The organism is Methylobacter sp. sgz302048 (genome assembly GCF_052162025.1).
In the GTDB taxonomy this organism is placed as follows: Bacteria; Pseudomonadota; Gammaproteobacteria; order Methylococcales; family Methylomonadaceae; genus Methylobacter.
This window is the reverse complement of record NZ_CP197401.1, coordinates 1,103,022-1,117,251: the sequence shown is the minus strand read 5'-3', so window position 1 is coordinate 1,117,251 and position 14,230 is coordinate 1,103,022. Positions and strand designations below refer to the sequence as shown.

The 14,230-nt window shown below is 38.9% G+C and carries 13 protein-coding genes; all 13 read right to left on the bottom strand.

Translation table 11 applies throughout. From position 1 onward, the window contains the following. Positions 1-76 precede the first annotated feature (76 nt). The 13 genes from ACTNE6_RS05445 to ACTNE6_RS05385 all read right to left on the bottom strand — a co-directional run bounded on the left by ACTNE6_RS05445 (position 77) and on the right by ACTNE6_RS05385 (position 14,134). On the bottom strand, positions 77-1,315 hold the full coding sequence (locus ACTNE6_RS05445) for a glycosyltransferase family 4 protein (RefSeq protein WP_442498887.1): 1,239 nt from the start codon (positions 1,313-1,315) through the stop codon (positions 77-79). A gap of 21 nt (positions 1,316-1,336) precedes the next feature. Beyond that, positions 1,337-2,266: a glycosyltransferase gene (locus ACTNE6_RS05440; protein WP_442498886.1), complete on the bottom strand. Its 930-nt coding sequence runs from the start codon at positions 2,264-2,266 to the stop codon at positions 1,337-1,339. A gap of 62 nt (positions 2,267-2,328) precedes the next feature. Further along, positions 2,329-3,351 carry an acyltransferase family protein gene (locus tag ACTNE6_RS05435; protein ID WP_442498885.1) on the bottom strand — a complete coding sequence of 341 codons (1,023 nt, stop codon included), beginning with the start codon at positions 3,349-3,351 and terminating at the stop codon, positions 2,329-2,331. A gap of 58 nt (positions 3,352-3,409) precedes the next feature. Continuing rightward, positions 3,410-3,553, bottom strand: coding sequence for a hypothetical protein (locus tag ACTNE6_RS05430; RefSeq protein WP_442498884.1), 144 nt, complete (start codon positions 3,551-3,553; stop codon positions 3,410-3,412). A 273-nt stretch (positions 3,554-3,826) separates the two neighbouring features. Continuing rightward, a complete protein-coding gene (locus ACTNE6_RS05425; protein ID WP_442498883.1) occupies positions 3,827-4,810 on the bottom strand; it encodes a glycosyltransferase in 984 nt (327 codons plus the stop codon). Continuing rightward, positions 4,797-5,354, bottom strand: coding sequence for a serine O-acetyltransferase (locus ACTNE6_RS05420; protein ID WP_194971573.1), 558 nt, complete (start codon positions 5,352-5,354; stop codon positions 4,797-4,799). The genes ACTNE6_RS05425 and ACTNE6_RS05420 overlap by 14 nt, the downstream gene beginning before the upstream one ends. 8 nt (positions 5,355-5,362) lie before the next feature. Further along, positions 5,363-6,310, bottom strand: coding sequence for a glycosyltransferase (locus ACTNE6_RS05415; RefSeq protein WP_442498882.1), 948 nt, complete (start codon positions 6,308-6,310; stop codon positions 5,363-5,365). A gap of 146 nt (positions 6,311-6,456) precedes the next feature. Beyond that, a complete protein-coding gene (locus ACTNE6_RS05410) occupies positions 6,457-7,059 on the bottom strand; it encodes an acyltransferase (protein WP_442498881.1) in 603 nt (200 codons plus the stop codon). 258 nt (positions 7,060-7,317) lie between these two features. Then, positions 7,318-8,415 (bottom strand): glycosyltransferase family 4 protein, encoded by a 1,098-nt coding sequence (locus tag ACTNE6_RS05405; protein WP_442498880.1) that lies wholly within the window; start codon positions 8,413-8,415, stop codon positions 7,318-7,320. 82 nt (positions 8,416-8,497) lie between these two features. Next, entirely contained in the window at positions 8,498-9,895 is a 1,398-nt protein-coding gene (locus ACTNE6_RS05400; RefSeq protein WP_442498879.1) for a hypothetical protein, read from the bottom strand. 56 nt (positions 9,896-9,951) lie between these two features. After that, entirely contained in the window at positions 9,952-10,893 is a 942-nt protein-coding gene (locus tag ACTNE6_RS05395; RefSeq protein WP_194971567.1) for a glycosyltransferase family 2 protein, read from the bottom strand. Positions 10,894-11,046: 153 nt separating this feature from the next. After that, positions 11,047-12,405: an oligosaccharide flippase family protein gene (locus tag ACTNE6_RS05390; protein ID WP_442498878.1), complete on the bottom strand. Its 1,359-nt coding sequence runs from the start codon at positions 12,403-12,405 to the stop codon at positions 11,047-11,049. A 454-nt stretch (positions 12,406-12,859) separates the two neighbouring features. Further along, positions 12,860-14,134, bottom strand: coding sequence for a right-handed parallel beta-helix repeat-containing protein (locus ACTNE6_RS05385; RefSeq protein ID WP_442498877.1), 1,275 nt, complete (start codon positions 14,132-14,134; stop codon positions 12,860-12,862). Between the last annotated feature and the right edge of the window lie 96 nt (positions 14,135-14,230).

Genomic DNA, 14,230 nt, shown 5'->3' with positions numbered 1-14,230 from the left:
CCTCCACCAGAAAATCATCCGTACACGTTAGGAAATTATTTTATGCCCATTCCTTAACTAATGGAAAATTAAAAGCTCAAGCTGAGATCACGTATTTCTGAAAGAGCTTTGCAAGTTGAGTAGCATTATCCTTTAAATTAAACTCCTTTTTAACTTTGGAAATAGCATTAATAGTTAATTGTTTGGTTAAAGCTTCATCCTCAATTAAAGCCTGTATGGCATTTGCAAGCTGTATTTTATTTCCAGGCTCAACCAATAAACCCGTTTCACGGTCAACAACCAGTTCCGGGATTCCCGATAAATGGGTGGATATTACAGAAACCCCGCTCAACATGGCTTCCATCAACACTATAGGAATACCATCCATATCCCCGGCGTTATCTTTTTTGCAAGGCAACACAAAAACGTCTAGCCCATTGAGAAACTCAGGTATAGCAGAGTGGGCAATCGCCCCTGCAAAAGAAACACAGTCATCAAATAGACCTAGCTCCCTGGCTAATTCTGCCAGATAACCTTCTAACGGCCCCGATCCGGCAATTACCAATTTAAAATTTATGCCCAGCTTTTTCAGTTCTTTTGCGGCACCCAACAGATCATCAGCCCCTTTTTTTTCCACCAGTCTACCGATAAATCCGATTCTAGGCACATCGGATAAGCCTGATTTTTTCTGGCAGTTAAAGTGTTCAACATCGACACCGCAACGTACAACAACAATCTGACCAACATTACATCCCTGCCGACGAAGAAATTCCCGATTGAATTCAGAAATAGTGACAAAAAACTTTGCCCTATTCACTTTCTCAGCCAATAGCCATGCCCTTTCGAATAAATCATTGGCGTGAGCCGTCACACTGAAAGAGATGCCCGATAAGAAAGCCGCATACATAGCAATATCGGCAGGCACATGGGCAAAATGCACATGGATATGCTGAACACCGGTTTTTAAAAGCTGTTTGGCAAGAATAACCGAATAAAAAAAGCGAAAAGCCAGTCCCATCGCCGTTCGAGACAAAACACCCACCTTGAACATATCCGACAACAGCATCTTCAGCGTATTTAGATACCGAAGTGGGTGCTTCAAAAAAAACAGGACATTCTCTTTAAGTACAACGTGTTTCTTTTGCGCATACAAATGAAAAACGCTTGCTTCCAGATCAGCCAGTTTATTACCGACTGCGGGAATACTTGGCCGGTGAACAGAAAACGGTATGACCGCATAACCTAATTGCTCCAGCTGAAAAATTTCATTGTAAACAAAAGTCGCTGATAATGCCGGAATCTCAGGGGCAAGATAGGCTAGCTTGATTTTTTTCATAGTTATAGTCAAATTATTAAATCAGCCTTTCCAGACCACAGCTTGCTGGTCATTTAGCTCGGCAGTAGCCCGCTCCTTGCCTTTTAGTAAACAAGCCCACTGATATTTCCTTATAAACTTGACCAATTCCTTATCTTCGAATCTCGGCAATCCCTTTATCAAACTGCTCAAATAGCCCCAGAACATAGCCAATCCGCCGGTCACATAAGGAGGATGCGCCATGCGATACACGGCTGAAGCCAACATATAGATCAATCCGGTCCCCATGAAATACTGACCAAACCCATGCCGCATCCGTCCTGTAAAAATGTTTTTCTGGCTTGAACCCATAGGGCGTAAATGAGTAAACCTTAAATCAGGCTCATCCCAGCTTACGGCAATCCAGCCCAGTTGCCGGCAACGATGGCCATCAATACCATCCCACATTACCTGTCTAACAAAACCACCAATCTGCTCGAAACACTGTCGCCGATAAAACTTTGAAGCTCCGATGGCATTCTCATCGCCACAGCCTTCGCTCACCAGCTGACCGCTGTTCTTATCTATGAAATAAGGCTTACCACTACAATTGCCCAATCTGGGATTTTCATTCATACGCTGAATCAAAATCTCAAAATAACGGGGAGGCATAATTAAGTCCAGATCCAGTTTGCAGATAAAATCGAATTCACTCAAATTAACCGTATCAAGACCGGCATAAAAAGCCTCGATCACACCCGGTCCTACACTACGATGTCCGCGATCTGTGCGCTTAACAATTTTGATAAACGGATAACGGCTCGCATAGTCAGCCAAGATAGCCGGCGTTTCATCCGTAGACCCATCATCGACTATTATCCATAATTTTGGTTGAATCGACTGTGCAACAACGCTATCCAGCGTTTGCTTCATAAAGTCGGCTTCATTGCGACATGGTGATATTATTAGATAGCTAGAAACGTTATTACTCATACATGCCCTATTCAGAATTTATATCGCGAAAAACCTTAAGCAAGTCATTTTTTTAGTCAATATTAAGTGGCTACTACATTGTTCGATCTCTTTTGTACTTTTAAAGAAAGCGCCTTCCCGAATGAAATAAATTTCTTCTCGTAATAAAATGTTGACAAATGAGCAAGCACAATCAGAACAGTAAATAACAGTGGTCGCTTTATATATTTTTCCAATATCTCACCTTCACCAAGCCATGTGTATCGCATCCCGCCATGAATAACATAAAGTGCATATGAGATTGAAGCCAAGTAGAAAAGAACCTTACTATTCATTAGTCTGGATATATGATTAGATGAATATCCAAATAATGATGACCCAATCAGCATAGCTGCTAAATATGGCCTGAAGTAGTTCATAAATCCACTTTCAGGATGGCAGGATAATAAAAGAAGAGCAATTAATACCCATTGATTTAGCCATCCCAATAATTTTTTTGGATAGACTCCTAACTTGTCATTAAAGGAAAGCGCTAAAATTCCACCTGCAAGAATTTCATCCACTCTATACCAGGTGTTAATAGCCACATACACGCCGTCGTGAACTCGATATAGCGTCACAATTAGGCAGAGCGCAGGAATTAACAATAGTCCACGCCCTTTCAAAAGAAGCACAAGAAAAGCAATCCCTATATAAAATTGCATTTCTACGCACAAACTCCAGAGATGGCTCGTGGCATCAGTTAACTGCATAGGCGGCCAATTAGCATAAAAGAAAATATGCGCCAAATACTGACTTATATTAGATTGAGTTAAAGATAATACGATAATGATATATAACCAAGCTAACGGAACAATACGAAATAATCTTCTAATTAGAAAATCCAAAACATTTTGTTTTCTCAGTAGAAAATTTGTTATTAAAAATCCCGATAGAGTAAAGAATAAACTCATTCCTAATGGCCCAGCCGCATCATTTAACTGCCAAGATTTTGGTCCAAGCGGCAATAAATGTGCAGCTAGCACAATTAATATACTCAGACCACGCCATCCATCTAAAACTTGATAACGATCCGCTTCTGCCTGCGCTATTGTTACGCTTGCCATATAGCTTTTTCTTCGATTTTACAGATTAAGCGCATCATTATAATCATCAAATTATTGACTACGATCGACCATCAACCTGATCGGATGGCAGCAGATATTTAATATCATAAATAACGTGATTAGCTTTACCTAAAGCTCTTATTCTTTGTGCTTCAATTTTTTTACGCTGTGTATTTTCAATCACTTTAGCCGTCTCAGCCACTTTGATACTACTCGCCTTACGTGTTCCAGCTGTAATAATTAACTTATATAAATCATCAACAATTGTGGCAATCTCAGACGTTGAGCCTGAAGTTATTTTAAGAATATTAGTCAGCCGACTTTCTTTATCGCCCGGATTGATTCTCTCAGGACTATCCTACATAACCCAGACCAACAATTGCAATTTTATAATTATGACCAATCATCCTCCCCCTTAATGCAATGCAAGATATAACAGAATAGTAAAATGAATATATACGTTCTTTGATTGATCTTATTTATACTCAATAATCTTATAAACTGTATTATTTTTTTTATTCAAAATGAAGTCCATCATCCCATTGAATTGAGGAAACTTAGCCAACATAACAAAACTTGCATATAATAAAGATAAGCGTCTTGAAATTAATTTATGCTTCTTTATTGCAACTTTAATAATTTGCAATAGATAAACAAGCCATCCAAGCATAAACCATTGATTATTAATTGATAAAAACAACAATAAAATTGGAATTATACCTCCCCAAATAAATATACTAATTATTTCTTTTAGCCTATATTTTTCAGGTGACATTCCATACAAATAAGCCCCTTCAGCGAACGCATATCCGGCCCTTTGGCTACGTTTCCACCATTGCCAAAAGCGTGACATTGCTGCATCATGCAATGTCATTTCTGCATCCAGACGATAAATTTTCCATCCAGTTTGCCTTAATCGGATGCATAGCTCCGGCTCTTCTCCGGCAATCAAGCTACCATTAAATCCATTTACTGCTTTCAGTGCATCAACTCGCATCAGAGCATCTCCTCCGCAAGACTTGGTTTCACCTACCGGAGTATCCCATTCGAGATCGCACAATAGATTGTAAATTGAAGCGTTCGGAAAACGTTCTCTACGACGGCCACAGACAACCGCGAATTGAGGATTTGCGCCTAGAAAATCTAAGCCCTGTTGAATCCAGCCTTCAACAAGTTCACAATCACCATCAATAAATTGAACATAACTTAGTGACGGATGTTGAGCGTTTAAAAACTCAAATCCAGCGTTCCTTGCCCTGGCGGCTGTAAAAGGAATAGACAAATCCAGATTAACAACTTCCACGCCTAACTGCTTGGCTAATTCAATACTGTTGTCAGTCGAACCAGAATCCACATAAATAACCTTGTCGGTTTCACGAATGGCCGACTTAATACACCTCGACAGCCTCTCTCCTTCGTTCCTGCCAATAATTACGATACCCAGATTATTTTTGCCCATTTAATACCTTCACCACCCGAGCCGGACTACCCACCGCAACAGAGTGAGGAGGAATATCATCAAGGACGACAGCATTAGCGCCTATGACACTGTCATGGCCTATTCTGATGCTACCCAGCAAGCATACGCCCGCGCCTATATCTACCCGATCTTCAATGATTGGAAGTTCATAATTATGAAATGTTCTAACAACACCCATCGTTGTATTGTGCCGAATGTGTACATCATCACCAATGGACTCAGCGTGCAAAATCATTCCGCTATGATGCCAAATTCTAACTCTGCGCCCTAATCTAACGGTATAAGGCAATGTAATACCGCATGTCCATTCCACTACTTTATAAAGAACTTTGTACAAAATCGAAAAAGGCGCGCGTATCAATTTATATTTTATATCCATGCGCCAGTTACCAAAGCGGTGCACAGCAATAGCCCACAGCCCTTGTTCAAAAAAGTCTTTATCATGCGTCAGAAAATCTTCTCTGATCAGAGAAAAGAACCCAATGTCTTTTGGATTTTGATTGGTTGAGCCACGTTTTTTCATTAAGGTATTCATTTATTAAAGAAATTAAAATTAACAAAATCCCTTAACAAAAATTCTGGTTCATTATCTTGTTTATCCTGTATCTTCTGACGAATACGGAATACCAAAAAAGCCATTCCCCAAACTAAATTAGCCAGCGTTAGATAAAGCCAACCATGATTTTTTAAAAAGTACCTCTGCCTCGATTCGAACCAATATCGAGGGCGTCTTTTTTTACTACCATCAGTCACGCCTGTTGAACTGCCAACGAAATGCACAACGCGGCTTGCCGGCACATACCAGCAAGGCCAGCCCGACTTTTTCGCCTGTAGACAAAAATCCGTTTCTTCAAAATACAAAAAATATTTGTCATCAAACAATCCAATGTCATCAAAAACCTGTTTCCGAATCAGCATACTGGCGCCAGCAACCCAATCTACACTAACAGGCACATCTGAAATCGGCAGCGCAACCTGCCATCTTTGTAGCAACCTGGAAACAATGCCTAACTTTAATCCATTATCCAGCTCGCTTAAAACGGAATGGAAGCGAAATGCAGAGCACTGAGGCTTACCATCAATATATTCAAGCCTTGATCCTGCAATACCCACCAGGGGATTTTGCTGCATAAATGTCAACAAATGTTGTAATGCATTTTCACGAACTACGGTATCAGGATTTAGTAACCAGATAAAATCAGCATCGAGATCCATTTTTTCTATAGCTTCAATTGCTAAATTATTACCACCTGAAAAACCTAAATTGTTTTCTGAACAAATTAAATAAGCATTTTCATTATTTGAAATCCAGTTTCTAATTAAATCAACTGAGTTATTCCCGGAAAAATTATCGACAACAACGACTTTAACAGACTGATTCAAAATTGTTTTTAATGACTCAAGACAATTGACGACCAATTCGCCTGTCTTGTAATTCACGATAATTATAATTACGTTGTAATTTACTTTATTAGTCATTAATACATCCTTTCTACTTCCTTACTAAGTAGATAACATAAAATCGCGTATATTGATATTATAATTGACATAAAATACCAAAACTTAATATCCTGAATAACGAATAAAGTAAATGTTTATTTATTATTTCTCATAACTAAAAAACACTAGTCATTAAAAAAATATTCAGCCCTTAACCTTTTTAATTCAGGCTCAAGAGCCGCATCAAAACTTCCTTCCCTTTGCTGAATTAATTCCGCCCAAGGTAATTCCTTTGTCTGTTTTTCAAGCTTTTCCACAAGATCATACGTTTTGCCAATTGGCTTAGCTGGATTTCCAACAGCTATCACACCTTCAGGAATATCTTTAGTTACGACAGACCCCGCCCCAACAATAGTATTTGGGCCTATTGTTACACCTGGTAAGACAATGGCACCATGACCAATAAACACATTATCTTTAATATCAACCTTGCCGACTCTGTCTAGTTTTTTTCCATATGCTCTGTTTAGCACATCTATTGAACCATCGTGTCCTAAAATAGTACATGCAGTGAGCATAACGTTATTACCCAATCGAGTATATGCAGGATCTGTAATATTGGTATAAGGCCAAATATGGCAATCATTGCCAATACTGTAAAAGCCGCCCCATTTTTTTAAAAAATTAGCATACTCAGAACCTGATGGAGAGCAGATCTTTACATACAATCTCTTAAATCTACCTGTCTTGAATGAAATTAATTTTAATAATCGTCTAAATAATCTCACAAATTTCACTCTTTGATATTTCTATGTCTATATAAAAAATTGTCTCGTAACAAACTATCAATTAATAAACTAAAGCTTTTGTTTTAGCTTGATAATAATTTAATGAGTAATTTATAGCATATATCACAATGATAATAATTCTATCGTTGAAATATGCAATTCAACAAAAGCCGCCTATATTTGACTATGTCCATGCTATTCGGAGTGATAGCCGGACTTCTGCCTTATCTATCAAAATCAATTTTCAAAAATGACTATTTATAATTGAATACTTTGTCGCTCATTAACTGCAAGAATTAATCCTTGTTCAAACAATTCTGTAGCATGATCCCAACTGTACTGGATAGCCGTAGCGTAGGCTTCATCTGATAAAGCAAGCCATTGCTGTTCCGTCGAATTGAGTACCCCCATCACAGTATCAGTCAACCTTTCAACATCATCAATTTCGCATAAAAACCCGTTTTCACCTTGTCTAATGATATCTTCAGGCCCACCAACTTTAGTTGATACGACAGGACAACGACATGCCATTGCTTCTAAAGGCGGCAAATGGAACCCCTCGGATCGGCTACAACACAGCCATATATCACATTGTCCATATATTTCGCGCAAACGTGATTGTTGCGGTTGGTATTCAAACTCAAAATACTTAGGTAATAAATTTTTTAAAGGCTTAATGCTGCCAAAACAAATTACTCGCAGTTCGGGCAATCGCTCTTTTACTTGTTCAATCACCTTTAGCAAGGTATCTATACCCTTGAACTCGACTTTTGAATATAAGAATCCCAATGTTGGCCTGATCTGTTTCTTTCTGGGCGCAGCAAAAAAAAGGTCTGAATCAACACTATTAGGTACCAACGAAACTCTCGGATCCTGATAAGTGTTTCTCATTGTTTGGACCAACCAATTTGAAATCGTTATTTTGTATAATGGTAATAGATAAGTCTGTTTGACTCTTTCAATCGGCTGTCCCTCATGAACTTCATAATGTTGAATGAAATATACTTTAGCTCCTTTGCAAGCAGGAAAATGAGCAACCCATTCTGCCGTTTCCCACCAGGTTGCAATGACCACATCCGCGTCGGGCACATCGCTACCTGTAACAGGGCGATTTGATTCCAGATATGTGACATTAACATCTAATAAATCAAAATGATTGTGTAATTGCTCAGCGACTTTTATCCAGCCATCACCCTTAATCAGCCGTTTTAATTGTTGTTTGAAGGTTAATAATTTTTTTTGCGGGGCAACGACATTGACATGATGCCCTCGCTCGGTTAGTTTTTTTGCATAAATAGCACAGACTCTGTCCCCACCAGTCATAGCTGGATTCGCCATTATTATTGTTATATTCATGATAGACTTTATTAAAATAATATTGTTTTAAAGATATAGTTTAAGAATCTATGAATAATACGAAACAACAAACATTATTAAATTATTGATAAACCTTTGAGTTACTGGATAAATCGAAAGTTGCTTGTTTCCTATTTGCATCAAAAACCGCTTCAGTACGGCCAAGCAACGCTCCCGTCAATAGCCATAACCAGGGCGCCAACGAAGCATTGGGTAATTGATCTATCATAATGATCCCAACAAGAAGTGCATGGGCTGATAGAAATGCCATTTCCTGTTGCGTTTTAACCCACTTAAACACTGATGCGGCACGAAACACTGATAATGACAAAAGCCCAAATTCAGCGATAAAACCTATCCAGCCAAATTCTCCGAAAGTAATAATCCATCTTCCATCCGTTACAGTAATATCATCACCATTCTCTTCACTGTAAACTCGATTACGCCCCCAACCTCCCCAACCAAAAAACAAACGTTGTCGCGCATGCTTCAGCAATATACCTTCATTTTCAAAACGAAAACCCAATGATTCCGCGCGTTCAGCGCTTATAGCTTGCGTCCATTCCATCAAGGTTTGATGAGGGAAAAGATTTATAATGCTCATTGTCGGATAGAGCAATGCCACTAATACCAATACTCTGGCCACTCGAAGCTGAGTCTTAAAAGAAGTCACTTTAATCAATAGAAACGCCGTATAGCCATACATGACGGAAGCTACACTCTTGCAGAGTAGCAAAACTGACATTAAATAATAAGTCATACTTACCGGCGAAAATCTATTTACTTTGATTTTTAACTGCCAAAATACTGTTGCAGCAATGACTGTAACGGCTGAAAAAAAAGCCACCCATAGTCCATGTCCCATAAAAACAACTGGACGAAATCCGTCAAATCTTATCTGCTGAATCCAACTATGTGGAAAATAACCGTACAACCATCTGTGTAACTGAGGACTCATGCGTACTTCAAATAGCATCAGCAATGAATAAAACAATCCTGCCAAAATGAGGATACGAAAAAGAAGAGCATGATCCTCTACGCTCCGAAACAACTGCCGCCCAAGAAAAAATGGCATAATAATAATCAACTGATTAATCACTGCGGATACCGCATCATAATGCTCCATCGGAGGCAATCGATGCCCTCCAACAACAACAGCGTCACCATTCAATTCTGCAGTAACAAAAGGCCCCAATACAAATAACAGCAATAACCAATGCCCCCAGCCACGCTGGCCCCAAAAAGAAATTCTCCGACCTGCTATGAATCTGCATCCGAAAAAAGCAGCGAGCGCAGGAATTGATTCTTTACCAAGGGGGGGTATCATCGGCAAATCTATTTTGGTTCCTACCGGCAAAAACATATGCCCACCGAGTATGGTCCATAAAGTCGCTTCTGTTACCGATTTAGATCGATACAGCCATATAGCAATCAATGGCCATAAGACAAATAAAGCGGCGTAAGCAAACCAATTAGGCATTTAATATTTCATTCCTTACTATTTAGGCAATTGAAAAACAGGCTATCTGTAATAAATTATTTGATTAATAGCATGATATAGCTTTTCCATACCATCAAATTTACCGGATTAATCAAGCATGCCCGAAACCCGCTTTTAATCGCCTTTAGTTTTTCACCTTGCTTATGCAGACGCCAGGCAGTTCCAATTAAAGCACCTTGCAACTGATCCTTAGACTTAAATGCATCCCCTTGATCTTCTGGAACCAAAGGAGGGCAGCCTGATTGCAAATCATCAATTCCTTTCTCAGCACGCTGCTGTCTAAAAAGCCGCGCAGTCTCTTCGAAGAAAATCCTTTTTTTTGAAGATTGGGTATGCACAATTGAAGAATCATTAAGCCGGTAAAAATAAATAACTTCAGGCATATAAAATACTTTACAGACTTCTGCCAAGCGCAACTGTAAATCAATATCTTCAGCCGAAACAAAAAATCCCCGAAAACCGCCTATCATTTCGATAAGTTCACGCTTGATAATAAAAGTACATAAAGAAGTACGCGTTTGTCCAGAGAGAAGCTCTTCAGAGATATCACAAGAACTCTCTCCTGAATCCAAATTGACAATATTGCTACCGATGCAGTCCATCAAAGCAAACTGAGCACAAACTGCTCCTGCGTCTGGATATAATGCAAACCAGCTCAATTGTTTTTTAATACAATCTCTAGCCAATAAATCATCCGCATCACAAAACATCACAAACTTGCCACGGACATGATGTAGACCTTTATTTTTAGCTGCCGCAATGCCTTGAGCATCGCCATGTATCAACTTGACCCTAGAGTCTTTATGCAAAAAACTTTCAACAATTTTGTAGGATTGATCTGTTGATTGATCATCGACAATTATCAGTTCTAAATCCTGAAAAGACTGACATAAAATTGAATCAACCGCTTCTGCAACATAATTTTCTGCATTGCGCATTGGCATAATGACAGAAACAGTTGGAGAATTTTTTTTCATATAAATTTAATGGGGTAATGGCTGTAACAAAACATAAACAAGCATCAGTCTTACAATTTTTATAGTATTAGATTAATGGTATTGACACCTTATAATAAAGCTGTACGGTCTCAAAGAAAGACGAAAGTAGTATATACCCCATAAATAGACTATCTACGAATTAATAAAAACCAATAGATATTTACCAAATCCGTATGATAGAAATAATATAGGCCACATCTTAAACTCATCTTTCCAACTGAGTAATTCATACTTATTCATCTTGTATAAGATCAATGGAATCTCCACTACAGTATTTAAAGCAATAGCGACAACAGCTCCATAAAGACCCAAAAAGCTATATGCTATAGGAACTGTACTAAATAAAAAAAAAGTTGATATTGCTGTCAGAATCATAACAGTCTTTGAATCACCTAGTGCCATGAAACAAACACCAGCCATCGTTGTTCCCAAGAATACAATCGAAAATGAAAGAATTTCTAACATCCAACCTGCATCTTGGTATCGCTCATCATAAAGCAGGTCAATAACCACATGACCTGTACTTGCCAACCCTCCAACAACAATCATTACTACTATATCTAAACGAGAGCGCATTCGGTAATAGACATTTTTTAAGTCTTCCGGCCTAGTTCTAGCAACCTCGCTCAGAACTGGATAAAATACCGATGACATTACTTTTCTCACAACATCTTTGAAAGCCGTTGCAAGAAAAAAAGCAATCCCATAAACACCTAATTCATTAGGTGAAATCAGACCACCTAAAATAAGTCTATCTCCTTGAGCAATCAGAAAAGTAAATATCGACGACCCAAAAACCCATTTGCCAAAATGAAAAATTTCACTGACCGCCTCACTATCCCAGCAAAATCGACAGCGTCCCCCTATATCTGAAGCGTGCGATAAAATCATCTTCATACCGCTGGCAATAATATTACCGAATACTAATGCCCATACATCATGAGCTCTCGATGCCCATAGAATCATAATGACAAGGCCTACTAATTGACTAAAAACCTCTATTGCCACCAACTTTCCCATCATCAACTTTCTGTTTAATAGTGACAATTGAATTGAATTGAAGCCCGAAATCGCTGCCGTTATCGACATAACAGCCAATATCAAGGGTAATTCAGCGTTACCATAAGCAGTATCAGGTGATAAATAGCCAAATTGATTAAGATAATATAGACTTGCACTTATAACTAAAGTGACGAAAAAAATCAGAAAACCTCTGATTATCTGAATTGTCCAGGCCGTATTTAGGTAATCGCGTTCTTCTCCACGCTTGCTCTGCACAATATTCTGAAGTAAGCCGACATCGGAAAACATCGCCAAGCCCGCTAAAATCACATTCACAATGGCCATTACCCCGAACATTTCCGGCACTAGCAAACGCGTCAAAATCAGATTACCGCCAAAGCGCAAGAACTGCGAAAACAAGTGTCCGGTTAGTACCCAACTTCCTGCTTTGAATGTCCGCTTTCTCAAACTAATAGTCTGGGAATTCATTTTTCTTTAATTACCTATATGTTCTATTAGCTTCGTTCTTTGGCATTTATGCATTATTAGGATGAGTTTATGTCAATACTTCTCCGCTCTGTTAAAAGTTAAAAGCATTAAATAGTACTTAGCAATACTTATCCTATAGAAGCGGCGACTTAAAATTTGAACTACTCCACGCAGAAAATCTTAATTGCCAGAGATACTGAATCTGGCAATTAAGATATATGCATCAACAGTAAGCGGTGCATCGTTGTCATCAATCTATTTTTAACGATTATTTTTCATTGCTACTGTTTTAGCACCACATTTTCATTTATAAAAAAGCATGTTTTATTCAACTTCATTGATTAATACAAACACGAATCTTTTGAATAAAGACAAGGCATTTTTCGACAGTTCTATCATCAGTAAATCTCCATTTTAGCCATAGAGATTAATTAATTTAATTTCTTATTGTGGATTACTTTAGAATGATATCATTTGCTCCCACATTCACATCACCGGTAGAAGTCACTACGATGCCTTGCTTGCCTCTTTGATTGGGATCCTGAAGTTCAATGTAGTTGCCAGTGATCAGGATCCGATCCGATTTAACGGTATCCTCGGCTCTGACGGGCACTTTAATGCCTGTAAAACTAAAATCCTGAGAGTGCGTAATGATATTGTTTAAAATTTGTAAATCCGTGCAGGACGCGCAACCGATACCGACATTGCCGACATTGGTCACCTTATTGCCTGTAATTATCACATTGCTGAAAGACTCTTCGGTCGCATAGCCAGGGTCGACGCTGATGCCCCAGCAGGCCTGTTCAGCTGCCCCTATGTCTTCAAAAACCGTATTGTCTTTAATGGTCAGATCCTGCACGACCCCATGAACCACTAGGGATACGCCCGCGCATTTGCCGGCAACGAAAGCCGACTTGTTTAAAATGTTGTTAGAAATGGTAATGCCGGAGTTATTGGCCCCGGAGATATAAATGTTATGGTTAAATATTTTCTGGCCAAAGCCGTTATTGGTGAATTTATTATTGTCTATGACACAATCATTACAGCCGCCCAGCCAGCCTTGGTTCTTATTGTTAATAATCGTCGAGTTCCTTAACACGATATTGTCATTGACTTTGTTGGCGCCGGGATTGGGCGGATTAGCGCTCGCCGAGTATATGCCAATATCAAAGCCATCAATTGTAACGCCCTCAATTGTGACATAGTCCACGTCGTTGAACAGGAAAATGCCATTTCCGGTACCGGTTCCCTTGAGCGACAGATTTCTAACGACATAGCCTTCATCATGATCAGCATCGCCGCCGTCTTGAAAATTGAATACTCCGTTGGCGTTGCCATTTATAATAACTGGCAGTTTGGCATTTATAGGTGTTACATCTGGCGGTATGTAGTCGGCTATTGTACATGGCGCATCCGAAGCACAATGTTGATTGAATAATCTAGGAAAGGATGAAGTGAATGTCCCGCCCCGACAAAACAAAATACTATCCCCGGCATTCAAGGTGCTGAATCTTGACATGGCAAAATCAAACGTCGCCCATGGCTCATATGGCGACAGACCTCTATTACTGTCTGCCCCATTGTTACAGACATAAAAATTCTGTGCCCAGGACGGATTGGAAAACAGGCAAAGTAACAACAAGCTTATCTTAAAAACAAATGTATTTTTTTTCATTATCCTAGAGCAACTCAATTTAATTTTAATATTTCCAAAAACGAATATTTTCAATATTCACATACACTGAGTGCGTCATAGAAGCATCAGTGGCTATCAAACAATCCCGTAAGAGAAAACTAAAATTTTTCCATAAATTTACTCAACTAC

Excerpts from the sequence above, each read along its gene's own strand:
- ACTNE6_RS05445 (WP_442498887.1), bottom strand. The coding sequence starts at position 1,315 with ATGAAAAAAATCAAGCTAGCCTATCTTGCCCCTGAGATTCCGGCATTA.
- ACTNE6_RS05440 (WP_442498886.1), bottom strand. The coding sequence starts at position 2,266 with ATGAGTAATAACGTTTCTAGCTATCTAATAATATCACCATGTCGCAAT.
- ACTNE6_RS05435 (WP_442498885.1), bottom strand. The coding sequence starts at position 3,351 with ATGGCAAGCGTAACAATAGCGCAGGCAGAAGCGGATCGTTATCAAGTT.
- ACTNE6_RS05425 (WP_442498883.1), bottom strand. The coding sequence starts at position 4,810 with ATGGGCAAAAATAATCTGGGTATCGTAATTATTGGCAGGAACGAAGGA.
- ACTNE6_RS05420 (WP_194971573.1), bottom strand. The coding sequence starts at position 5,354 with ATGAAAAAACGTGGCTCAACCAATCAAAATCCAAAAGACATTGGGTTC.
- ACTNE6_RS05415 (WP_442498882.1), bottom strand. The coding sequence starts at position 6,310 with ATGACTAATAAAGTAAATTACAACGTAATTATAATTATCGTGAATTAC.
- ACTNE6_RS05405 (WP_442498880.1), bottom strand. The coding sequence starts at position 8,415 with ATGAATATAACAATAATAATGGCGAATCCAGCTATGACTGGTGGGGAC.
- ACTNE6_RS05400 (WP_442498879.1), bottom strand. The coding sequence starts at position 9,895 with ATGCCTAATTGGTTTGCTTACGCCGCTTTATTTGTCTTATGGCCATTG.
- ACTNE6_RS05395 (WP_194971567.1), bottom strand. The coding sequence starts at position 10,893 with ATGAAAAAAAATTCTCCAACTGTTTCTGTCATTATGCCAATGCGCAAT.
- ACTNE6_RS05390 (WP_442498878.1), bottom strand. The coding sequence starts at position 12,405 with ATGAATTCCCAGACTATTAGTTTGAGAAAGCGGACATTCAAAGCAGGA.